The organism is Mediterraneibacter sp. NSJ-151 (assembly GCF_022487435.1).
GTDB classification, from domain to species: domain Bacteria; phylum Bacillota; class Clostridia; order Lachnospirales; family Lachnospiraceae; genus Schaedlerella; species Schaedlerella hominis.
The window spans coordinates 57,361-82,048 of the sequence record NZ_JAKVPP010000012.1 but is presented as its reverse complement, the minus strand read 5'-3'; the positions used below and the strand labels follow the sequence as shown (position 1 = coordinate 82,048).

Annotated in this window: 16 protein-coding genes and 1 tRNA gene; 13 read left to right on the top strand and 4 right to left on the bottom strand. The window is 39.1% G+C overall.

Annotated elements, in window-relative coordinates; genetic code table 11:
* Positions 1-47 precede the first annotated feature (47 nt).
* The 4 genes from LQE94_RS12100 to nadA all read left to right on the top strand — a co-directional run bounded on the left by LQE94_RS12100 (position 48) and on the right by nadA (position 4,178).
* A tRNA-Asn gene (locus LQE94_RS12100) sits at positions 48-119 on the top strand.
* A 675-nt stretch (positions 120-794) separates the two neighbouring features.
* Entirely contained in the window at positions 795-1,226 is a 432-nt protein-coding gene (locus tag LQE94_RS12095; protein WP_022075369.1) for an RrF2 family transcriptional regulator, read from the top strand.
* 61 nt (positions 1,227-1,287) lie between these two features.
* Entirely contained in the window at positions 1,288-3,165 is a 1,878-nt protein-coding gene (locus LQE94_RS12090; protein WP_240577808.1) for a diguanylate cyclase, read from the top strand.
* A gap of 98 nt (positions 3,166-3,263) precedes the next feature.
* The gene (gene nadA / locus LQE94_RS12085) at positions 3,264-4,178 is read left to right on the top strand and encodes a quinolinate synthase NadA (protein ID WP_240577807.1); all 915 of its coding nucleotides are present in this window, start codon (positions 3,264-3,266) and stop codon (positions 4,176-4,178) included.
* Positions 4,179-4,271: 93 nt separating this feature from the next.
* Here nadA and LQE94_RS12080 read toward each other — a convergent pair whose 3' ends face one another.
* Positions 4,272-5,579 (bottom strand): glycosyltransferase, encoded by a 1,308-nt coding sequence (locus LQE94_RS12080; protein WP_240577806.1) that lies wholly within the window; start codon positions 5,577-5,579, stop codon positions 4,272-4,274.
* Positions 5,580-5,783: 204 nt separating this feature from the next.
* On the opposite strand from LQE94_RS12080, the gene lon reads away from it, so the two are divergent.
* Positions 5,784-8,051, top strand: a complete 2,268-nt coding sequence (gene lon / locus LQE94_RS12075) for an endopeptidase La (protein WP_240577805.1) — start codon at positions 5,784-5,786, stop codon at positions 8,049-8,051.
* Between the two features lie 47 nt (positions 8,052-8,098).
* Here lon and trhA read toward each other — a convergent pair whose 3' ends face one another.
* Positions 8,099-8,755, bottom strand: coding sequence for a PAQR family membrane homeostasis protein TrhA (gene trhA, locus LQE94_RS12070; protein ID WP_118724777.1), 657 nt, complete (start codon positions 8,753-8,755; stop codon positions 8,099-8,101).
* A gap of 352 nt (positions 8,756-9,107) precedes the next feature.
* The gene (gene arcC / locus LQE94_RS12065) at positions 9,108-10,040 is read right to left on the bottom strand and encodes a carbamate kinase (protein WP_022075363.1); all 933 of its coding nucleotides are present in this window, start codon (positions 10,038-10,040) and stop codon (positions 9,108-9,110) included.
* A gap of 148 nt (positions 10,041-10,188) precedes the next feature.
* On the opposite strand from arcC, the gene LQE94_RS12060 reads away from it, so the two are divergent.
* The 5 genes from LQE94_RS12060 (at position 10,189) to LQE94_RS12040 (ending at position 16,577) form a co-directional block, all read left to right on the top strand.
* Positions 10,189-11,937: an ABC transporter ATP-binding protein gene (locus LQE94_RS12060; protein ID WP_240577804.1), complete on the top strand. Its 1,749-nt coding sequence runs from the start codon at positions 10,189-10,191 to the stop codon at positions 11,935-11,937.
* Entirely contained in the window at positions 11,930-13,684 is a 1,755-nt protein-coding gene (locus LQE94_RS12055) for an ABC transporter ATP-binding protein (RefSeq protein ID WP_118724779.1), read from the top strand. The genes LQE94_RS12060 and LQE94_RS12055 overlap by 8 nt, the downstream gene beginning before the upstream one ends.
* Positions 13,620-14,576, top strand: a complete 957-nt coding sequence (locus LQE94_RS12050; RefSeq protein ID WP_240577803.1) for a C39 family peptidase — start codon at positions 13,620-13,622, stop codon at positions 14,574-14,576. Before LQE94_RS12055 ends, LQE94_RS12050 begins: the two co-directional genes overlap by 65 nt.
* 267 nt (positions 14,577-14,843) lie before the next feature.
* Positions 14,844-16,046, top strand: coding sequence for an aspartate kinase (locus LQE94_RS12045; protein ID WP_022075359.1), 1,203 nt, complete (start codon positions 14,844-14,846; stop codon positions 16,044-16,046).
* Between the two features lie 15 nt (positions 16,047-16,061).
* Complete coding sequence (locus LQE94_RS12040; protein WP_240577802.1) at positions 16,062-16,577, top strand: phosphatase PAP2 family protein; 516 nt, start codon at positions 16,062-16,064, stop codon at positions 16,575-16,577.
* 70 nt (positions 16,578-16,647) lie between these two features.
* Here LQE94_RS12040 and LQE94_RS12035 read toward each other — a convergent pair whose 3' ends face one another.
* Entirely contained in the window at positions 16,648-17,862 is a 1,215-nt protein-coding gene (locus LQE94_RS12035) for an AraC family transcriptional regulator (protein WP_240577801.1), read from the bottom strand.
* A 234-nt stretch (positions 17,863-18,096) separates the two neighbouring features.
* On the opposite strand from LQE94_RS12035, the gene LQE94_RS12030 reads away from it, so the two are divergent.
* The 3 genes from LQE94_RS12030 (at position 18,097) to LQE94_RS12020 (ending at position 24,687) form a co-directional block, all read left to right on the top strand.
* Complete coding sequence (locus LQE94_RS12030; RefSeq protein ID WP_240577800.1) at positions 18,097-20,391, top strand: glycoside hydrolase family 3 C-terminal domain-containing protein; 2,295 nt, start codon at positions 18,097-18,099, stop codon at positions 20,389-20,391.
* 80 nt (positions 20,392-20,471) lie between these two features.
* Positions 20,472-21,860: an MFS transporter gene (locus LQE94_RS12025; RefSeq protein WP_118738103.1), complete on the top strand. Its 1,389-nt coding sequence runs from the start codon at positions 20,472-20,474 to the stop codon at positions 21,858-21,860.
* Between the two features lie 82 nt (positions 21,861-21,942).
* Positions 21,943-24,687 carry an alpha-L-rhamnosidase gene (locus LQE94_RS12020; RefSeq protein WP_240577799.1) on the top strand — a complete coding sequence of 915 codons (2,745 nt, stop codon included), beginning with the start codon at positions 21,943-21,945 and terminating at the stop codon, positions 24,685-24,687.
* The last annotated feature ends 1 nt before the right edge of the window (position 24,688 follow it).

The window sequence follows — 24,688 nt, the reverse complement described above, 5'->3', positions numbered from 1 at the left end:
GAAAAAACTTTGTATGCAGTTTTGAAGGTATACTTCAATAAAGGTAATCCTCGATAGCTCAGCGGTAGAGCATTCGGCTGTTAACCGAAGGGTCGTTGGTTCGAACCCAACTCGGGGAGGTTAGAAGAACATCTCATAGATTTATGAGGTGTTTTTTTACTAGGGGGGCGTCGTGAACTAAATAGAACTTAAAGGATATTGAGCGACTATATCTGTGATAGCGGATTTTCGGAGATTGAAGATGCAAAATTTTGATGAGGAGTATCTGCAAGTCATGGAAAGAGCAAGTTGAGGATGTATAATTTCAATGAGAAGCATCTTCAGGTTATAGAAAGCGTGGGATGTAGATACAAAATTTGCGAAGGAAGCATCCTCAAATACCAGAAAAGACAAGATGTAGATGCATTTGTATATGATAGGCGGGCTGAAAAGTATCTGCAAGTTCAAAGAAAAGCAAATTGCAGATATATCAGTTATCAAAAGAGCATCTGCAACAGTGAATATTAAGCCAGTGCAGATACAACGGTTGCCACAAAGGCATCTGCACAAGCAAATAACCCCATGATATAGATACATCAGACACCAGAAAAGTAAATACATCATCGCTCCACCTATTTCAATTACGGTACACCTCAAAGTAAGAAAAGACTATGCAATCCAGCGAATTGGAGTCGGGCTTGCCCGACGAAGCTGAGCAGGAGTGCATAGTCTTTTTCTTGTACGTATTTTTTTGTTAGCCTTGAAAAGTATATTAACCTTGTGATATAATAGGTATATAGGATTGGAGGAATATTATGAAGATATCAACAAGAGGACGTTATGCAATTCGTGTAATGTTAGATTTGGCAGAACATAACACAGGAGAATATATTCCATTGATGGATATAGCAAAAAGACAGGAGATTTCAGAAAAATATCTGGAATCAATTGTAGCATCATTAAGTAAAAATGGATTTGTTCGTTCACTAAGAGGAAAGGGTGGCGGATATCAGCTTGCAAAAGCTCCAGAAGAATATACGATTAGGAGTATTTTACAACTTACAGAGGGATCATTGGCACCGATTTCATGCTTGGAGGATAATCCTAATTTATGTGAACGTGTTACTGTGTGTAAAACAATTAAGATGTGGGAAGGTCTGTATAAGTTAATTCTTGATTATTTTGATGGAATTACATTGGCAGATTTATTAGTGGATTCTACGGATGTAGGAAATTATATCATTTAATATAAGACAAATGGATATAAGTGCGTTATAATAGAAAATATAAATAACGCGGAGGTGGCAGATGAAGAAGAAAATAGCACTGCTGCAAGGGGGATTTAATGGAGAAGTAATGAAGTATGCTATTCGAGGAATTCGAAAACGTATACAAGAAGAAGGCGCTGATCTTTATATATTCAGTTGTTATGGCGGAGAAAAAGAAGATCTGTTGTACAATCAGGGAGAGTATCAGATTTTTTCATTATTAGATTGTAATGAATATGACGGATTTCTTATGGCATCGAATAATATTACTTCAGGAGAAGAGAGAGAAAAATTACGTAAGAAACTGGTTGCAAGTGGAAAACCGGCAGTTAGTATGGAACACGAGTTGGAAGGTCTATATTATGTCGGATGTGAGAATTATCGAACTGTGAAAGAGATAACATTACACATGATTGAAAAACATGGGTGTAGAAAAATATATTTCATAGGCGGACCAGAAGATAATTACGAATCACAAAAGCGAAAAAAAGGCGTTCAGGATGCAATGGATTTAAAAGGATTGCAATATGAAGAAGCCTGGTTTCGAAATTACAACTACACATATCATGACGGATACCAGGCCTTTTATGATTTTCAAAAAATGGGTCTGGGAGTTCCGGATTGTGTTATTGCTGCAAATGATGAGATGGCAATAGGGTATTGTACTGCAGCCGGTGAACAGAAATTATATGCACCAGAGGATTTTAGAATTTCTGGATTTGATGATTTAAGAATTGCAAGTACATATCGTCCAAGCCTGACATCAGTAGAGCGTAAAAAAACAGAAACAGGGTATCAGAGCTGTGATGTATTGTTCCGTTTGATAAATGGTGAGGATGTTCCCCAAAAAACAACTTTGAAGGGTGAGGTAGTCTATCGTTCAAGTTGTGGATGCACAAGTCATGAAGAAAAACACCAAAATGGAAAACGGCATATAATCGAAACAATGTTAAATCGGAATTATGTTCAGAATAATTTTCAGATTTTGCAGAAGAGATTGGTTCAAAGTGAAAACTGGAATGAGTATGCGAATACATTGGCAGAACATGTAATAAATAATATTCCGTGTAGTGCAATGTATATATTACTTAATAGAACTGAACAATTGGAACAGCATACAGGACAAATCCTCAACAATCAAGAATACGATTCAAAATTAATTGTGATTTTTGCATTGGAAAAAGGGAAGCTGGTAGAGTATAAGGAGTTATTTGATATTTCAAAACTAATTCCGGGAGAAGAAGAGGATGATGAAAAATCGCATGCCTATATGATTATGCCGGTTCATTTTCAAGAAAAAACAATTGGCTATTGTGTACTCAAGGACAGTTTTCAAATGATTGATGATGAAAGTTTATTTAGCGGGTCACATTGTATCAATATGTCAATGCAGGTTATGATTGAGAGACTGGCATTGAAGCAGATGAACCGTATGTTAGATGAGTTGAGTGCGGAAGATGCTATGACAGGAGTTTACAATCGCTTTGCTTTGTCAAGGCATGCGGAAAAGATTTTGCAATATGATCGTCTTGAACAGAGAGAAACCTTAATACTGTTTAGTGATATTAATCGTTTAAAAATGATCAATGATACATACGGACATAAAAATGGTGATATTGCAATTACAACTGTAGCGAATGTTCTTAAGAAGGTTTGCCCGAAACAATCGGTGGTTGTTCGTTATGGTGGAGATGAATTTGTTATCGTAGTTTCTGGTGGTGACTATAACAAAGGAATTAGTATTAAACAGGCAATTCATGAAGAATTAAAACAGGCAAATGAAATTCTGGATATTCCATTTCAGATTTCCACTAGTGTAGGATGGGTGTGTGCAAAACCTGATGAAAAATTATTGCTGGAAGAGTATGTAAAACAGGCGGATAAAGTAATGTATCAGGAAAAGAAAAAAACAAGATGACAAGACAGATGTAAAACATTTGCTTGCAAAAAGTTTACATTTGTTATACCCTAGAAGAGATATATGTGATTAGTAGTGGAAACGAAAGGTATAGAATAATGAGTGAAACAGTAATAGAGCAGATTAATCGTTTAAAAAAAGAGAAAAATGCAGTAATTCTTGCACATTATTATGTAGATGGAGAAGTTCAGGCTATTGCAGATTATGTGGGTGATTCTTATTTCCTTGCAAAAAAAGCAACGACAGTCGATGCAGATGTAATACTTTTCTGTGGAGTATCATTTATGGGCGAGAGTGCAAAGATTCTTAATCCGCAGAAGAAAGTAGTAATGGCAGATAAAAACGCTGACTGTCCTATGGCACATATGGTGGATGAATTAAAAATTAAAGAAGTAAGAGAACAATATCCAGATGTATCGGTTGTATGTTATGTAAATTCAACAGCAGAGATCAAGGCATTATCTGATGTGTGTGTAACATCTTCCAATGCACTTAAGATTGTTAAAAATCTTCCAAATAAAGATATTTTCTTTATTCCGGATAATAATCTTGGAAGATACACAGCAGAGCAGATTCCGGAGAAACATTTTATATTTAATGATGGATTCTGTCATGTTCATAAAAGTATTCATAAAGAAGAGCTTTTAAAAGCAAAAGAGGCAAAACCGGAAGCAGTTGTAGTTGCACATCCGGAATGTACACCAGATGTATTAGAAGAAGCAGATTACATCGGAAGCACATCTCAGATTATTGATTATGTGACAGAATCTGAAAAGAAAGAATTTATCGTCTGTACAGAAATCGGAGTATTCTATGAATTAGAGCAGAAGAATCCGGAGAAAAAATTCTATTCTGTAGGACATCGTCAGTTCTGTCCAAATATGAAGAGAATTAGTCTGGAAGGAGTAGCTCAGGCACTTGAAACATTGGAGCCAGAAGTAGAATTGCCAGAAGATTTGAGAGTAAAGGCAGAACTTCCATTGAAGAGAATGCTGGAATATGCACAGAAATAAAGAAAATAAAATTTAATAATGAATAAAAATAAGTGAGACGGGGTAAAAAATCTGTCTCACTTTTTTATTCGAAAGTACATAGGAATTAAACCTTTATTGTAATCTACGCTGTATATTGTCCTTTATTTTATCAGAGAGCTGTGCGTATTGAATTAGCTCTTCTTCTGTAAATTCAGAAAAACGAGTCTGGTCAAAATCATTTTGAACAACAGAGAGATCGGCAAGAATTGTATCAGCTGCTGAAAGAAGAGTAATCAAAAGCTGTCTTGGTGAACGCGAATCTTCTATCATGATTAGATTTTTTAAAGTAAGTTTTTTTAATGCTCTCGAGAGGGAACTTCTGGAAATATCAATAAAATCGGCTAATTCTCTGCGTGTTCTAACATTATGTGGGTGGCAAAGATAAAAAAGAACCCAGATTTCTGTCATAGATAAATTATGCTTTAAAGCAACTGGTTCCAAATAACGTTCCAATAATTTGCGAGTGCGGTAATTATCCATCAAAACACCTTCTCCGGCAACAGCTGCCTGGCAAACTTTGGCACGTTCCTCCCCCAGGCGGGTAGCACCGGGCAGGATTGCTGGTGGAACGGCTCCATCTTTTGCTGCGTCTATGAAAAAGCGATATACCTGCAGTCGGTTTTTTTCATATTCTTCTTCATCCAGAATATTCTTATAGAAATTATTATAGTATTCAAATACATTCAATTTCATTTTTATCGTATTGGAAATGCTAGCACCTTGTGTTACAAGAGAACCTTTTGTTTTCACATAATAATAAATAGGTGTCTTTAAAGCGTAAAATCGTGTCGCGTATCGAATATATTCCAGATTAAACATAAAGTCCTCACACCAGCTAATATCTGGGTTCATTCGTAAATGATGCTGCTCAATCAATTCTCTTTTATATAATTTGTTCCAGATTACACCATAATAATAATCGGCAGGATTTTCCATCATATGCTCAGCGAATTCTTCACGGGAAATGACCTCATCTTCATCAATATCGCCTTTGTGAGAAACGCGTTCACCTATAACACGATAAAAATCGGCAACTACAAGATCTGCCTGAAAATCTTCTGCCGAACGTACAAGAAGTTTGGTGGCATCAGGGGTAATCCAGTCGTCGCTGTCAAGGAATTGAAGATATGTTCCACGGGCCTGATCTATAGCATGATTTCGTGCAATCGATACCCCACTGTTTGATTGATGAATGACACGGATGCGGGAATCATTTCTTGCATAGGTATCGCAGATTTCACCGGAAGAATCAGGACTTCCATCGTCGACCAGTAATAGTTCAAAGTCGCGATATTCTTGATTTAAAATACTGTCAATACAGCGAGAGAGAAAAGTTTCTGCTTTATAGACAGGAACAATAATACTAACTGTTGGATTCATAAAGCTTACCTCTTTGAAAAATGATGTTAAAGTTACTATAGCAAAGAGCAGATAAATTTTCAAGGAAGGTATGAGTTTACACGAAGGAGCTACTTTACAAAATAAAGAGAATATGATATTGTTATCATAAATTAGCACTCAGCAAAAAAGAGTGCTAACAAATACAAACTAAGATTTTCCAATATAGAAAGCAGGGTGAATGATATGATCGTAGTACCTATTTATGATATGATCATTTTGCCAGGAGTAACATTTTACTTTAAGCAAGATGTGTTTCAGGAATTAGAGATAGAAGATGTGAAAGAGGGAGAAGAACTGATCTTTTTATATCAAAAAGAAGATAAGGAGAGACAGAGTCTGACGGCGGAGGATTTTTATCCAATTGGTGTAGAAGGAAAAGTGGAAGGGATTGATCGGGATGGTAATATCAATGTCCGAACATTTCATAGAGTAGATATTCATAATATAGAAGTAACAGAGGGAAATATTTCGCTGGAAGCGGTGAATCGGGATGAGATAGAAGATATCGATGCACAGGAGTGTCAGATGCGTTTTGAAAAAATGCGTACCTCACTGCTTCGTTTCGCACAGGGATTTCAATGGGGTGTATGGGCCAGAAGTTACATATTGCATTGGAAATCGATAAGCGAAGTTGTATCTGCATTGTCTAGCTATCTGAATCTGACAAATGAAGAACGATACCAGATTGTAGAGACGGATGTGTTGTCACAGCGTATAGAGAAGATGGAACACGCTGTATATGAGTTTATAGAAGTGACAAGAGTTGGAGAAGAAGCAGAGAATGCGCAACAGGAACGTCATGAGAAAGTATATCGTGAAGATGCAATTAAGAAACAGATTGATTTTCTGCAACGTCAATTAGATGAGATGCATCCGGAAAATGTATCAGATGTGCGTAGATTTGAGCAGAAAATAGAAGAATCCGGCATGAATGAGACTGCGAGAAAAGAAGCTGAAAAGATTCTAAACCGCATGAAGCAGGAAGGAAAAGACAGCCATGAATACGGCATGCTCTACGATTATCTGGATTTTGTAACGACATTGTCCTGGAAGAAAGAAGAAGTAGAAGCTATTGATTTGGATGAAGCGGAAGATATTTTGGACGAAGAACATTATGGCTTGAAAAAAGTAAAAGCAAGAATTATTCAACAAATTGCAGTTATGCAACTGAATAAAAAGCAATCGGGTTCGATTTTGTTATTTGTCGGGGCACCGGGAACCGGTAAGACGAGTATCGGTCAGAGTATTGCAAAGGCATTACACCGAGAATATGTGAGAGTCAGTCTTGGTGGCGTAAGAGATGAGGCAGAAATCCGTGGTCATAGAAGAACTTATGTAGGGGCTATGCCGGGGCGCATCATGGAAGGAATGAAAAGATGTGGAGCATCGAATCCGGTTATGGTATTAGATGAAGTTGATAAGCTGTCAAAAGATTTTAGCGGAGATCCGGCAAGTGCGTTGCTCGAAGTATTAGATCCGGAGCAGAATAACAATTTTACAGATCATTATTTGAATGTACCATATGATTTATCAGATGTGTTATTTGTCTGTACAGCAAATTCATGGGATACAATTCCGGAGCCTTTACTAAATCGAATGGAAGTAATACAGTTTCCGGGATATACAGCAGTGGAAAAATTTCAGATTGCAAGAAAGCATTTGCTTCCAAAAGCAATGGCAGGAATGGGAATTAAGGCTAAAAATCTGAAAGTGACGGATGATGCAATCAGAACAATTATCCAGGATTATACGGCAGAATCAGGTGTTCGAGGACTGAAGAAACAAATGAATACATTGTGTCGTTATGCCGCTGTAAAATTGGTAAAAGGGGAACAAAAGAGCATTACAGTAAATCCAAAACGGCTTCGTGAATTTTTGGATCAAAAGCCAATCCATCATGAGAGTATTTTAGAAGAAAAGCAGCCGGGAGTCGTTACCGGACTGGCATGGACGTCAGCCGGCGGTGAGATTTTATTTATAGAGGCGATGTTTACAAAAGGAAGTGGTAAGATTCAGGTGACAGGTCAGCTTGGTGATGTGATGAAGGAGTCTGTTCAGATTGCGGTTAGTCTGGTTAAATCAATGTATCCGGAATCAGCAGCAATGTGGAAAGAAAATGATTTGCATATCCACGTTCCGGCCGGTGCAGTACCAAAGGACGGCCCATCTGCCGGCATAACACTGACAACGGCGTTGGCGTCATTGGTGACAGGAAAAGCGGTCAGTCCTCAATATGCGATGACAGGAGAAGTTTCGTTACGTGGAGGGGTAATGCCAATAGGCGGTCTTCCAGAGAAACTTATGGCAGCGCAGAGAGCAGGCGTGTCGAAGGTATTTATACCATATGAAAATGTGGAAGACCTTGAAGACGTTGCAGATGAAGTAAAAGAAAAGCTGGAGATTATACCGGTTAAAAAAGTAAAAGATGTATTAAAACGGTTGGGACTATAACATAGTCCCAACCGTTCGACTTGAATAAGAAAAAGTATTCATTAAGATTAAGGTAATAGTGCATACATAACTACGAAGTGACACATACTTCCACCCATTACGAATAAATGAAAAATTTCATGACTTCCAAAATTTTTATGTTTACTGTTAAAAATCGGAAGCTTTAATGCGTAGATAATACCGCCAACAGTATAAATAATGCCGCCTATCAGAAGCCATATAAAGGAAGTACGGCTCATTGAGTTTAATATCTGGGTGAAAGCTAGAACACATGTCCAGCCCATTCCGATATAGAGAATGGATGAAACCCACTTCGGACAGTAAACCCAGAAGGCTTTAATAAGAATACCTATGATAGCGAAGCTCCACACAATGGCCAGGAGAATAAGTCCGGTTTTTCCTTTTAATACCAATAAACAAATTGGTGTGTAGCTTCCTGCAATTAATACAGAAATCATCATATGATCCCATTTTTTCAAAATTGTATTGATCTTAGCAGAAATATCAAATGTATGGTAAGTTGTACTGGCTGCATATAATAATATCATACTTGCAGAGTAGACCGCGAGTGAGATAACGTAAATACGGCTAGGTTCATGGGCAGCTTTAATCAGTAATGGAACAGCTGCAAAGATTGCCATTAACATTCCTATAAAATGAGTGATTGCACTGCCGGGTTCTTTAATATGATGTTGTGATTTCATGATTCATTCCTCCATTCTTTTATATCAATTGAAATATATTCATGTTTGTTTGATTATATGAATAGTTAACATATAAAATAGAATTTAATAACGTTACATGTAGTATTCAAAACTACATCAAGCACATGCTTATATTATACCCATAAAAGAAAAAATGCAAGAGGAAAATAAAATAGGATGCGAAAAATGTTATTACATTTTTCACATCCTATTTTACTATAAGAAAAGATTATCTCAGTCCAATTTACGACTGAGATAAACGCTCCGCGAAGATGCGCAGTGATTCTGATAGGAATATGTCAGCTTCGCTGACCAGAATCACGCGCTAAGTCTCACGGACGTTCGACTTAAATTATCCATGAATTCTTGTTCCGGCTTTTCCATGTAAACCGGCTTTTAATTGGTCAAGAGAAGTGATCAGAGCCTCGCGACCTTCTTTCTGTTCGATGAATTCAACAGCAGCTTTAAATTTAGGGAACATATTGTAAGTACCGAAATGTCCGGCATCCATATATTCTTTTGCCTGAGCAACGGAGATAGAACCGAGTTTTTCTTCAGCTGGAGTGCCCATGTTAATACAAACCTGATCTACACTCGTAAGGATAATAAGGAGATCAGCGTTGACACCTTCTGCAAGTTTACCTGCGGCAAGATCTTTTTCAATAACAGCACTTGCACCGCGTAAGTGATTATCCTGTTCCAGAACAGGAATACCGCCACCGCCACATGCAATAACTAACTGGTCGGCATTAAGCAGAGCATTGACAGCATCTAATTCTACGATTTTAACCGGATTTGGAGCGGATACAACTCGACGGAACCCTTTACCAGGTTCTTCTACTACATAATTTCCTTTTTTACGTTCTTCATTGGCATCTTCAGCATTCATGTAACGTCCGAGTACTTTGGTTGGTGTATAGAAAGCTTCATCATACGGATCTACAATAACTTGTGTCAGGACTGTGCTGACAGTACGATAAATACCACGATTTAATAATTCTTCTCGAATTCCATTCTGCAGGTCATATCCGATATAACCCTGACTCATAGCTGAGCAAACAGACATTGGTGCAGATGTATAATTATCATGAGTTTTACCAAACTCATTCATAGCGGTATGTATCATACCGACCTGAGGTGCATTACTGTGAGTGATCGCAACCTGATAGCCTTCTTCAATTAAATCAGCAATGGATTTTGCTGTTTTAGCTACCGCAATTTTCTGTTCCGGTAATGTTGTGCCAAGTGCTCTATGCCCCAATGCAATAACTGCTCTTTTTTTCATAATTTTGTTCCTCCGTTTCGTCTAAGCAATGTAAGAAAATTCTTTCTTACATAATAAATTGTCAGAAAGAAAAATGCAAGATGTAAGTATTCATTCGGGAAGAAAAATGTTATAATAAAAAAACGTGAGTAAGAATGGAGGCGAGCTTGTGAGAAACCTGCTTATTTATTTAAAAGATTATAAAAAAGAAAGTATTATAGGACCATTGTTTAAATTGTTGGAAGCAACGTTTGAATTGATCGTGCCGGTCATTATGGCACACATCATAGATATTGGTATCAAGAATCAGGATACGCTTTATATTTGGAAAATGGGTGCCGTGCTTGTAATATTTGGAATTTTAGGATTGACATGTTCATTGCTTGCACAATATTTTGCGGCGAAGGCAGCAGTCGGATTTGGAACTGCACTTAGGCATGATTTATTCTGGCATATTGAAAATTTGTCACATGCAGAGGTTGATAAGGCCGGAAGCTCAACATTGGTTGTTCGAATGACAAGTGATGTCAATCAGGTGCAGTCAGGGGTGAATCTTGTATTACGACTTTTTTTAAGATCACCGTTTATAGTTGTCGGCGCACTGGTTATGGCATTTACAATTAACTGGAAGGCAGCAATGGTATTTGTTGTGACCGTTCCGCTGTTGGCATTCGTTATCTATGGAATTATGGTTATTACGATTCCTTTATACAAGAGGGTTCAAAGAGAATTAGATGAAGTATTATTGACAACCCGTGAGAATTTGACAGGGGTTCGTGTGATTCGTGCATTTCGTACTCAGAAGCTGGAGCGAGAGACATTTGAACATAAGAGTGATGTGTTGATGGCTATACAGATGCACGTCGGTAAAATTTCGGCATCATTGAATCCTTTGACATATATTATTGTAAATGCCGGGATTATTGCAGTTATCTGGTTTGGTGGAATTCAGGTAAATGTAGGTGATATGACGCAAGGAGAAGTAATTGCACTGGTAAACTATATGACACAGACATTGTTGGCACTTGTGGCCTTAGCAAATCTGATCATAACATTTACAAAAGCAATGGCATCGGCAGGAAGAATCAATGAAGTATTTGCAATGAAGCCGGGCATTGTGGATGGTAATGAAAAAGAGTCAGCAGTGCAACAGACAGGAGAACCAAAAACAGCTGTAAGCATGGAAGACGTAACATTTTATTATCAAAAGAGTAAAGAGCCTGCTCTGGAGCACATTTCATTTACAGCAAAAAAAGGTGAGACAATCGGAATTATCGGTGGTACCGGTTCAGGAAAGTCAACTTTGGTAAGTTTAATCCCAAGATTTTACGATGTGACAGAAGGTCGGGTGTTTGTCAATGGAAAAGATGTCCGGGAATATAAAGTAGAGAATCTGAGAAGCAAAGTCGGCATGGTTCCGCAGAAAGCAGTTTTGTTCCATGGAACAATTCGAGATAATATGAAGATGGGACGAGAAGATGCCAGCGATGAAGAAATTTTTGAGGCACTTAAGACAGCACAGGCATTGGAAATTGTAGAAAATAAACCTGGTAAATTAGACACAGTGTTAAGTGAGGGCGGAAAGAATCTGTCAGGAGGACAGAGACAGAGACTCACAATCGCAAGAGCATTGGTCCGCAATCCGGAAGTATTGATTTTGGATGACAGTGCATCTGCGTTGGATTTTGCAACAGATGCTAATTTAAGAAAAGCAATCGCAGAAGATACAAATGATATGACTGTATTTATTGTGTCTCAAAGAGCAGCGTCGATTATGCATGCAGATAAGATCATTGTATTAGATGACGGACAGATGGTTGGCTATGGAACACATCAGGAATTGTTGAAACAATGTGAGGTATATCAGGAAATCTGCTATTCTCAATTTTCAAAAGAGGAGGTGCAGAACCATGAATAATCAGTTAGAAAAAAAGAACCAGGATACAATGAAAAAGGTTTTTAAGCTGATACGTCCATATATGCATTATCTGATTTTATCGTTGATTTTTGCAGCAATTTCTGTAGCATTGACTTTGTATGCACCAATCTTATCAGGAAATGCAATTGACTTGATATTGTCAAAAGGACATGTAGATTTTGCCGGTGTATTTCAGATTTTAAAAAAGTATGCGGTTGTGATCATTTTGACAGGTGTGGCACAATGGCTTATGAATTTATGTAATAATAAAATTACTTACCGGGTAGTAAAAGATGTTCGAATCCGGGCATTTGCAAAATTACAGGAACTTCCATTGAAATATATTGACTCACACCAGTATGGTGAGACAATCAGCAGAATTATTACAGATGTAGAGCAGTTTTCAGATGGATTGCTCATGGGATTTTCACAGTTATTCACAGGAATTGTTACAATTGTGGGGACATTACTCTTTATGTTGACGATTAATGTGAAAATCTCTCTGGTTGTTATCTTAATCACGCCAGTGTCATTGTTTGTTGCGAGCTTTATTGCAAAGAGAACATATACGATGTTCAAAGCACAATCAGAGAAGCGCGCAGAGATGACATCACTTATTAATGAGATGGTGGGGAACCAAAAAGTAGTACAGGCATTTGGATATGGTTCAAGGGCTTTGGAAAGATTTGATGAGATAAATGCAGATTTGCAAAAAGTTAGTCTGCGTGCGATTTTCTTTTCATCAATTACGAATCCAAGCACTCGTTTTGTAAATGGACTTGTATATGCAGGTGTTGGAATTACAGGTGCGTTAAGTGCAATCCGGGGATATATTTCCGTAGGACAATTATCTTGCTTTTTAAGCTATGCAAATCAATATACAAAACCGTTTAATGAGATTTCCAGTGTTATCACGGAACTTCAGAATGCTGCGGCATGTGCGAGAAGAGTGTTTGATTTTATAGAAGAAACACCAGAAATCCCTGATTATGAGCAGGCGGTTGATTTACAACAGGCAGACGGAAGTCTGGAATTAAAAGAAGTATCATTTTCTTATAGAAAAGATGTTCCGTTACTTCAACATCTGAATCTGCAGGTAAAGCCGGGACAGAAGATTGCTATCGTAGGCCCGACAGGATGTGGAAAGACAACACTGATTAATTTGTTGATGCGTTTTTACGATATTGATGCAGGTCAGATTATTGTCAGTGGTCATGACATTCAGGAAATTAAAAGAGACAGTCTGAGAGAAAATTTTGGTATGGTTTTGCAGGAAACCTGGCTTAAATCAGGGACTGTTGCAGAGAATATTGCATATGGAAGAGAGGGGACTTCAAGAGAAGAGATCATAGCGGCAGCGAAAGCAGCTCATGCCCACAGCTTTATTAAGAGAATGCCGGAAGGGTATGATACGATGATCCAGGAAGAAGGAGGAAATCTTTCGCAAGGGCAGAAACAATTGCTTTGTATTGCAAGAGTAATGTTAAATTTACCACCGATGTTGATTTTGGATGAAGCAACATCATCCATTGATACACGTACAGAAATCCGAATTCAGAAAGCTTTTCATCAGATGATGGAAGGAAGAACGAGTTTTATTGTAGCCCATAGATTGTCTACAATAAGGGAAGCAGATGTGATTCTTGTGATGAAGGATGGAAATATTATCGAGCAGGGAACGCATGACGAATTATTGCAGGCCGGTGGATTTTATAAGCATTTGTATGAAAGTCAGTTTGCGAAGTAACATTTGTGAGATGAATAAAAATAAGAGTCACATTTTTATATTAGTGACAGTTACATGTATTGCAGGGATTGTAGGACTTTCCCCAATTTCGGCAATAGCAAAGTCCGAGAATAAAATAGTTGTAATAAAAAAAGAAAATACCGGTAATTTGAAGAGGGTGGATCCAACAGCGATACTAGAAGGTATAAAACCAATCAGTATAGTTAATTCCAACGAAGATTCAAAAAGTAAAAGCACACAAGAAAAAAGTGAAAAAAAAGAGTTACCAAAGTCGTATATAATTGAGGGATTCCCGATTATAAACCAGATGCCGGAGTTGCCGACAGGATGCGAGATCACAGCAATGACGATGGTATTGAATTATTATGGATATCAGGCAGATAAAGTAGAGATGGCAACACAATATTTACCGGTATTATATGAAGCAGAAATATATACGGGTGAAAACGGAAAGATTTATGGGAGTGATATAAATCAATATTTTATAGGGGATCCTACTACTATAAATGGAATCATTTGCGGAACAGGGGCAATTGTTACAGCGGTAAATCAATATTTGGATGAGAATGGAAGCACGATGCGGGCAATTGCCAAAAAAGGAGTATCACCGGAAAAATTATATCAATGGGTAAGTGAAGATACACCAGTGGTGGTGTGGTGTACTATAGATATGGCAGATCGTTATGAAACAAGTGGGTGGTATACAGAAAATGGTGATTATGTTGAGTGGAGCCAGAATGACCACGGAGCGGTGTTGATTGGATACGATGAGAATCATGTTACAATTGCAGACCCTATAACCGGTGTGGTTGAATATGACAAGGCACAGTTTGAGTCTGTTTTCAAATCGAGGGGCAGCCAGTGTGTAATATTGGGTTACTGTTCACAGTAACTGTGACCAGCAACGCATCTCGCCATTTCAAATCGCCTTTGGCGATGGGCGAGATGCCGTTTAAGATAAAACGTGCATCCTCCGTGTCAATCAGCGCAGTGATTGACACGGGAGTGAACAGTAACAATATTGGTGTAATAGAAGGTGGCATTTATCGGCGGTTGTTCCGTGAAATCAATTGTGCTATACTATTCAAGTATTAAATTTCTTGTTAGGTCTGCCATCTCACGGAAGGCTTATTGAGGAATCAAAGGGAGATTAAAAAATATGCTTACAGTAATGAAATTTGGCGGAAGTTCAGTCGCTGATTTGGAACACATCCGCAATGTAGCAAAACGCTGTATCGAAAAACAGCAGGCCGGCAGTCAGGTTGTTGTTGTTCTTTCCGCAATGGGAAAAACAACAGATAACTTAATTGCAACAGCTAAGCAGATTACTGAACGGCCGTCCAGAAGGGAATTGGACATGCTGCTTTCAACAGGAGAACAAGTATCTGTATCGTTGATGGCCATGACGCTGATCCAGATGGGAGTCAGCGCAGTATCGTTAAATGCATGGCAGGTGCCAATGCAGACAACATCAACTTATCAGAATGCACGATTTAAACGAATCGACTCAGAACGTATCCGAAAAGAACTGGATGCCAATAAGATTGTAGTTGTAACAGGATTTCAGGGGATTAACAAATATGAGGATATTACAACCCTTGGCCGTGGCGGATCGGATACAACAGCAGTTGCTTTAGCAGCAGAACTCCATGCGGATGTCTGTGAGATTTATACAGATGTAGATGGTGTCTATACTGCAGACCCACGTATCGTACCGGATGCACAAAAGATGGAAGAGATTACTTACGACGAGATGCTGGAAATGGCTTCTCTTGGGGCAAAAGTCCTCCATAGCAGATGTGTGGAAATCGCAAAAAAATATGGTGTGGAACTCTTAGTATGCTCCAGCCTGAACCGAAATTCCGGAACAATTGTAAGGGAGAATACAAAAATGGAGAAAATGTTAATCAGCGGTGTAGCAGCCGATAAAAATGTAGCTAAAATTCGTGTTGCTGGACTTGGAAATGACCCAGACAGCACATTCCGTTTATTGAATTTATTAGACAAGAATAACCTCAATATCGATGTTATGATCCAGTCACTTGGCAAAGACGGAACAAAATCTGTTTCATTTACAGTAGCTAAACCAGACCTTCTTCGCGCGTTAGATTTATTGAACGACAACAAAGATTATCTTGGAATTAAAAAATTAGATTCCGACGAAAAAGTTGCTAAGGTATCTGTCATTGGTGCGGGTATTCGTTCACATTCCGGTGTCGCTGCTAAAATGTTCGGGGCACTGGCTAGCATCGGTGTAAATACAGAGATGGTCACTACTTCAGAAATCCGTATTACAGTTCTGATCGATGAAGAATATACAGATCTTGCAATGCGTAAATTGCATGAAACATTTATTAACTAATTAGGTATAAGAAACATGGGAATCGAATTTCAAATTCTGGATGCTTTACAGAAAATCCATACACCAATATTGGACAAGTTTATGGCAGCAATTACAAGTTTGGGAAATGCAGGTATTATCTGGATCATACTGGCAGCGGTGTTATTGATTTATCCGAAGACTCGAAAGACAGGAATTATTGTGGCGGCTGCATTAATCGTAGATTTAATATTGTGCAATGTAATCTTGAAGAATCTGATTGCAAGGACAAGACCATATGATATAAATACTGCTGTGCAGATTATTATAGCGAAACCACATGATTATTCATTTCCGTCAGGACATACGGCAGCGTCCTTTGCTTCCGTTGCGGCTCTGTATTTGGCAGGTGCAAAAAAAGGATGGAAAATTGCAGGAGTTTTGGCAGTATTGATTGCATTTTCAAGATTATATTTTTATGTACATTTTCCAACAGATGTGTTAGGTGGAATTGTGTTTGGAATCTTGTCAGGTGTGATTGGGTATAAGATAGTGAAGAAGAAAATAGGGTGAACCAATGGGGACGGGGTTTAGTGGCTTTTTCGGCATGCCGGAAAAGCCACTAAACCCCGTCCCCGTTGGCTCACCCGTTGGTACTCTTCCTATATTCAGAAGGTGTCATTCCGAATTGTTTTTTGAATGCGGTATGAAAATGACTCTGGCTGGAAAAGCACAGGAATTCGCTGATCGTACTGATAGACTTATCCGTGTATTGCAGAAGTTCTTTTCCTTCTTCCAGTTTACAGCGAAGGATAAATGCACTGACGGAAAAACCAAGCGTTTTCTTAAAATAAGCAGAGAAGTAAGATTTACTAAATCCAACATAATCAGCAACATTTCCGACTGTAAGATGCTGGTTTGTATTCTGCTGAATATATCGAATGGCTTTTTGCATGCGCTCGTCTGTTGAGACGGGCGTTTTTGCTTGCGCTACTTTTTCGGCAAAAGTATAACTGATTTTCCCAAGAAGATCAGTTAAACGATCTGCACTTGTCAGACGCTCAGAGGATTGGATGAAATAGTCGGAGAGCTGATAAGCAGTATCATAGTCAAGTCCGCCATCAATCGCAGCACGGGTGCATAAGGTAGTAGTGATGATAATATTATTTTTTAACTGGCGCAGGGCAGTGGAGCCTGTAACACCAATGTGAAAATTGCTCTCGCTATAGGCGAATTTTTTAAACCCTTCGCAGTCACCGGTGCGGACAAGTTTTAGGATTTCTTCTTCAAGAATATAAGTCCGGTTGTGCTGCTCATTTTCCTTTTTTTGATAGGTTTCTTCTAAGAGATGAGAGGTATCTGACATGACATCGTTTTCAGACGATACATGTCCGATAGATGTGAGCTGTTCAAGTGAAAGAAGCTCTTCGTGCAGGCAGTAGTTGAGGAAGATGCATTTCTTTAACAGAGAGCTCAGGGACAGACATGGAATCTGACGAAGAAAGGAATTGAAGTCAGAGCGGCTGTCGTTTGATACCATGTAGTCTTTGTATAAACGTTGCAGATCAGAATCAGAATCAGAATAAGGCACAGTTGTGACCGGACCAAAAACAATGTAACCGTTTTTACAGTGATTTAATCTGAGAGAACAAAACATGATCCCATATTCAGTTGTACAGTAAGTGATACGCTCGGAACCTGAAAAAAGTTCTTGAAGATATTGGAATGGAGGATAAGTCAGTTCGTCCTGTTCCGGCATGCAGAAAATACATTTTTCATCCGAAAAAAGATACATGGGGATATTCGAATCTGGGTAATAAGCTTTTATAAAATTAATCAGAGAATAATTCTTTTTCATAAGTTTTCACTTTCTTTTCTTGATACAAAATAGAGGGATTTAAATCTTTCTGTCATCAGCGTAATCGAAAAAATTTCCCAAGTCAATAGAAAAAATCATAATAAAAGTATAAATATATAAATAAAAGTTTAAAAATGAAATAAAACGACGTATATTCCAGTTATGATATAGCAATGATGAAAACCCGATAACAATGTAACTAGCAATACATCATAATAAGGAGGTAATAACAATATGGAAAGAGAGAAAATTCAGAATTTGATCTCTCAGATGACACTGGAAGAGAAGGCAGGAATGTGTTCCGGTGCTAATTTCTGGAATCTTAAGGGCATAGAACGACTAGGGATCCCTAAAGTCATGGTGACAGACGGACCGCATGGAGTCAGAAAGCAGGCAGAATCAGCAGATCATCTTGGAATCAATGAGAGCGAAAAAGCAATTTGCTTTCCGGCCGGATGTGCAACAGCATCTAGTTTCGACCGTGACTTGATTCGCAGACAGGGAGAATTGCTCGGACAGGAATGTCAGGCAATGAACGTAAGTACACTTCTAGGACCTGCCATGAATATTAAGCGTTCACCACTTTGTGGAAGAAACTTTGAATACTATTCAGAGGATCCGTATGTATCTACAGAGATAGCAGCAGCACTGATCGAAGGAATTCAGAGCAAGAATGTAGGAACCAGTGCAAAGCATTTTGTGGCGAACAATCAGGAAAAGCGTCGTATGACAAATTCTTCTGATGCAGATGAAAGAACATTAAGAGAAATTTATCTGGCATCTTTCGAGGGTGCAGTTAAGAAAGCAAAACCATGGACGGTAATGAGTTCTTACAATCGTATCAACGGAAAATTTGTTGGAGACAGTAAAGAATATCTGACAGATGTTTTAAGAAAAGAATGGGGATTTGACGGATATGTTGTTTCTGACTGGGGTGCAGTCAATGACAGAATTTCATCTCTTGCTGCGGGACTTGACCTGGAGATGCCGCCTGGAGATTATGAAAATGACCGACTGATTGTAAAAGCAGTTCAGGAAGGAAAACTTGATGAGAGCGTAGTTGATCAGGCTTGTGAAAGAATTCTTAATATTATTTTCCGTTACACAGAGAATCGTGATGAGAAAGCTGTATTTGATTATGAAAAAGATCATAAAGCAGCGGCTGAAATCGAAGCGGAGTGTATGGTGTTATTAAAGAATGAAAATGAAATTCTTCCACTGACTTCTGATAAGAAGATTGCATTTATCGGAAAATATGCAAAGACACCTAGATATCAGGGTGGAGGAAGTTCTCACATCAATAGCTGGAAAGTAGAGTCAGCACTGGATGCGGCAAAAGAAATTCCGGAACTTGCGAACGTGACTTTTGCAGAAGGATATCAGGATGAGAAAGACGAAGTTGTAGAAGCACTTCAGAGCGAAGCAGTGAAGATTGCAGAGGAGGCTGATGTAGCGGTTCTTTTCCTTGGACTTCCGGATAACTTCGAATCGGAAGGATATGACAGAAAGCATATGGAACTTCCAAATTGCCAGAATGAGCTTGTGAAAAAAGTGCTTGAAGTACAGAAACATGTAGTAGTAGTTCTTCATAATGGTTCTGCGGTTATCATGCCTTGGAAAGATCAGGTGGAAGGAATTCTGGAAGCTTATCTTGGAGGAGAGGCTGTAGGAAAAGCGGTTGCGGAAGTACTTTCAGGAAGAAAGAATCCTAGCGGACGTCTTGCAGAGACATTTCCACTTCGTCTGGAAGATACACCATGTTATCTGACTTATGGAAAAGGATTTGACAATGCAGTTTATCAGGAAGGTGTGTTTGTCGGATATCGCTATTACACATCCAGAAAGATGGAAACAGCATTCCCGTTTGGCTACGGATTATCTTATACAACATTTGCATACAGTGATCTTCAGTTGGATAAGAAAGAAATGTCCGACAAAGAACATGTAGAAGTAAGTGTAAAGGTTAAAAATACAGGAAAACGTGCCGGAAAGACGGTTGTTCAGCTTTATGTTGCAGCTCCGGAGACAGAAGTGGTACGTCCGGTCAGAGAGCTGAGAGGATTCGAAAAGGTATCCTTAGAGGCAGGAGAAGAGAAGACAGTTACATTTACTTTAGATGAGAGAGCTTTTGCTTACTGGAACACTCAGATCCATGATTGGTATGCAGAAGAAGGTAGTTATCAGGTAATGATTGGAGAAAATGCAGATCAAATGTGCTTAAGCGGAGAAATTTTGGTACATCCGACAAAGGAAATTCCAAAGGTATATTCCTTAAATACTTGTCTTGGTGAGTTGATGCGTGATCCGAAAGCACAGGTTGTGATGGCACCATTCATGCAGGGAATGGAACAGAATGATGCAGCAATGGATATGGCAGAAGCAAATGAAAATGACCAGTCAGGGGTTGTGAATCAGGAAATGATGGCAGCCATGATGGAAGGAATGCCGCTTCGTCAGCTTCTAAGCTTCGTTCCGGGAATTAAGAGAGAGATGCTTGAGCAGATGGTAAATGCGTTGAATCAATTATAGGATGAGATTGTAATAAAGAGTTGTTATTCACAGTAAGCTGAGAATAACGGGATAAGGAAAAAATAAGAGAGGGACAAAAAATGGCTAAAACAAAAAAAGAACTTGGTCTGGACTCAATGGGAGTTCAGAAATCAATGAGAATGACAGATTATCTCGGTGATGGTCTTGGACAAATGCCACTGAACATTATGTCTGGTCTGGTGGGACAGCTGACTTACTTCTATACAGAGAAGGTTGGATTGGCAGCAGGAATGGTTGCGACAATGCTTCTGGTTGCAAAGATTATCGATGCATTTTCAGATCTTCTTATGGGTAAAATCATGGATGCCGGAAAATCACCAAAAGGAAAATGTCGTCCTTGGTTCATTAGAATGGCGATTCCGGCATTTGTAATGATCGTGTTACTGTTTACAGTGCCAAAGAATGCAGGCAGCGGAATACAGGCAGCATATGTATTGATCACAAATATATTGATCACAGCAGTTGTTTACACAGCAGTTGCAATTCCTTACGGAGCATTGATGGCTATGCGTACAGAGAGCTCTGAAGAGCGTGGTAAGATGGGTATCTTCCGTGCAGCATTCGGATATATTGCAGGAATGATCATTGCGATCCTTTTGATTCCGATTACAAATATGCTTGGCGGAACACAGAGTGCATGGATTAAAGTTGCTGTAATCTTTGGATTGATTTCAGTACTTTCTTTATTGTTACTTTACAAGGTTTCAAAGGAAAATGTGCAGATTGTGGAAAAAAGTGAAGATGAGGATGTGCCATTTGCAGAAGGCCTTAAGATTCTTTTCAAGAACAAATACTGGGTGATCATGCTTGTACTTCAGTTTATAATGAATATTTCTTACGGACTTAGCACATCCGGTGGTACATATTATGCAAAATATATTCTTGGAAATGATAACATCGTAGCACTTCTTGGAGCAGTCGGACTGATCCCTACATTCCTTGGATTTATCCTGACAGGACCGATGGCATCCAAATTAGGTATGACAAAAACTTGTATGATTTCCTGTGTTATGGGAGCTGTAGCTTGTTTAGTCAGAGTATTTACTCCATATAGCCTTGCAACATGTATTGCAGGTGGTGTTGTTACAACATTTGCCAATATACCTCTGATGTGTCTGTTTGGAGCAATGGTTAATAACTGTGTTGAGTATAATGATTACAAGTTCGGGAAACGTATTGTAGGTATGACAAACAGTGCAAACTCATTCGGAAGTAAGATTGGATCCGGTATCGGAGCATCCCTGATCGGATGGCTTCTCGCAGCAGCAGGTTATAAAGCAGCACTTGATGTTCAGCCGGCATCGGTAGATACAGCAATCTTTGTATTTGGTATCTACATTCCGCTTGCACTTTTCGTAATCATGTTTATCCTCTTAAAGAAGTATGATCTTGAGAAGAGATATCCTGAGATTGTAGCAGAACTGCAGAAGAGAAAAGAAACAGAATAGAAATGATAGAATAAAATGAAGGGACGGAACTGCCAATGAGGTTCTGTCCTTTTGTGGATTTACTGAAAATGGAGGAAATAGAATGAGATTATATGATTTTAGAACAGAATACAGAGAAAATCCAATCGGACTTACAGAGAAAGCACCACGATTCTCTTGGAAAATAGAGTCACAGGAGAAGGATACTTTACAGACTGCATATGAAATAAAGGTGACTGATGAAAAAGGTAACATTGTCTGGAATAGTGGGAAGAAAGCATCAGACCAGTCAGTTTTGATTTCTTATGAAGGAGAAACACTGGCAGATGAAATGCTCTACAAAGTAGAGGTGTCTGTGGCAGATAACCATGGAAATGTAGAATCCATCGGAGGAACATTTGAGACAGGAATTTTTGACAATGCAGAGTTTATCGCAAAGATGATCACAAGTGATTTCTCAGAAGAAGAGACAGCATGCCCGGTATTTGGAAAAACATTTGCAATTGATAAAAAGGTAAAGAAAGCCCGTCTGTATGCAACTGCACATGGAGTTTATGAGGTCACACTGAATGGACAGACAGTAGGTGATTACCGTATGGCACCGGGATGGACAAGCTATCACAACAGACTGCAGTATCAGATCTATGATGTGACAGAGCAGCTTGCAGAAGAAAATGAAATCGCAATTACAGTTGGAAACGGATGGTATAAAGGAATCCTTGGTTTCTATTGCCAGCCGAATCAGTATGGTACACAGACAGGAGCATTTGCAGAGCTTCATGTTGAATATAAAGATGGAAGCAAAGATGTAATCGCTACAGATGAAACATGGTCCGTAAAAACAGGAGAGATCCGCTACAGTGAAATTTACATGGGTGAGACAATTGACACAGATGCACCGGAGATAAAAGAGGGAAAAGTCGTTGTCAAAGAGTTTGATAAGGCTGTTCTTACCGCACAGGAGAATGAACCTGTTCGTATCACAGAGAAACTTGTTGGAAAAGAGCTGATCGTGACACCAAAAGGTGAAAAACTTGTTGACTTCGGACAGATTGTTACAGGTGTTGTAGAAGTGCATGCGAAAGGCGAGAAAGGACAGAAAATTGTGATTCGCCACGCAGAGGTTCTGGACAAGGATGGTAACTTCTATCCGGAAACACTTCGCCAGGCAAAATCAATCGACACATTTATCTGCAACGGAGAAGAGCAGATCTTCCGTCCACATTTTACATTCCATGGATTCCGTTATATCAGCGTAGAAGGAATGGAAGAATTTACAGCAGATCAGTTTTTCGCCTGTGTGACACATTCTGATATAGAAAAGACAGGTGATTTCCACTGTTCTAACAAAAAAGTAAATCAGCTGCAAAGTAATATTACATGGAGCCAGAGAGACAATTTCCTTGATATCCCGACAGATTGTCCGCAGAGAGACGAGCGTCTTGGATGGACCGGAGATGCGCAGGTATTCTCCTGGACAGCGGCATTTAACAGAAATACAGCATTATTTTACAAAAAATGGATGCGTGATGTGGCAGCAGAGTCTTCCCTTGAAAAGGGTGTTCCGCATGTAGTGCCGGATATTCTGGGATCTTACAGTTCCTCCGCATGGAGTGATGTAGCAGTTATTGTTCCTTGGGTTGTTTATCAGATTTACGGAGACAAAGGTATTCTGGAAGAAAACTGGAAATGTATGCATGAATGGGTAGATTATATCAAGAATAACTGTGGAAAGAACGGTCTCTGGCAGAGTGGATTCCAGTACGGAGACTGGCTTGCACTGGACAAAGAAGAGAGTGCGGACAGAACCGGAGCGACAGACAAATATATGATTGCAAATGCTTACTATCTGTATGTAACAGATCTTGTGAAGCAAACAGCAGAGGTGCTGGGAAAAGACGAAGAAGCGAAAAAGTATGCGGATCTTTATGAAACAACTTTGGATGCATTCCAGCGAGAATATTATACAGAGACAGGACGTATTGTAAGTGAAACACAGACAGGTGCTATCATTTCTCTGTATTTCAATCTTGCAAGAGAAAAGGATAGAAAACGTATCTTGAATACGTTGCTTACAAATATTGGAAACCACAAAAATCACCTGGCTACAGGATTCGTTGGAACACCTTATATCTGTCATACACTTTCAGAAAATGGCGCTCATGAGATGGCAGCGACACTCTTTATGAAAGAAGATTATCCATCTTGGCTGTATGCAGTAAATATGGGAGCAACAACAATCTGGGAGCGTTGGAATTCAATCAAACCGGACGGAACATTTGACGAGTCAGGAATGAACTCTCTGAACCATTATGCGTATGGTTCTGTAGGTGACTGGATGTACCGCAAAGTTGCCGGATTATCTCAGTTAGAGCCGGGATATAAGAGATTCCAGGTGAAACCGATGTTCGTGAAAGCTATCGAAGAGTGGGGGACAGAATTTGAATCTGTTTACGGAAAAATCGTGGCTAATACATCTTGTAAGGATGGAAAAATTCATGTCCATGTAGAAGTTCCGGCCAACACAACAGCTGTGATTGTCCTTCCGGAAAAAGAGGAAGTACACGAAGTTGGTTCCGGGGTATATGATTATGAATATGATACAGAGACAAGTCTTGCGGTAGAGAGATTCAGTATGGACAGCACACTTGGTGAAATCGTTGCGGAACCACTTGCTGTAGAAATGTTTAATCAGATGGCACCGGGAATGCTGGAAGGACCTATGATTCAGTTCGCATATGGAATGACACTGGCTGAGCTTCTTGGAGCTGCACCGGAGGCAAGACCGATGTATGAAGCAGTTGTTAATGCTTTGAATAAGAAGGAGCATGAAAAAGGGAATGATTAAG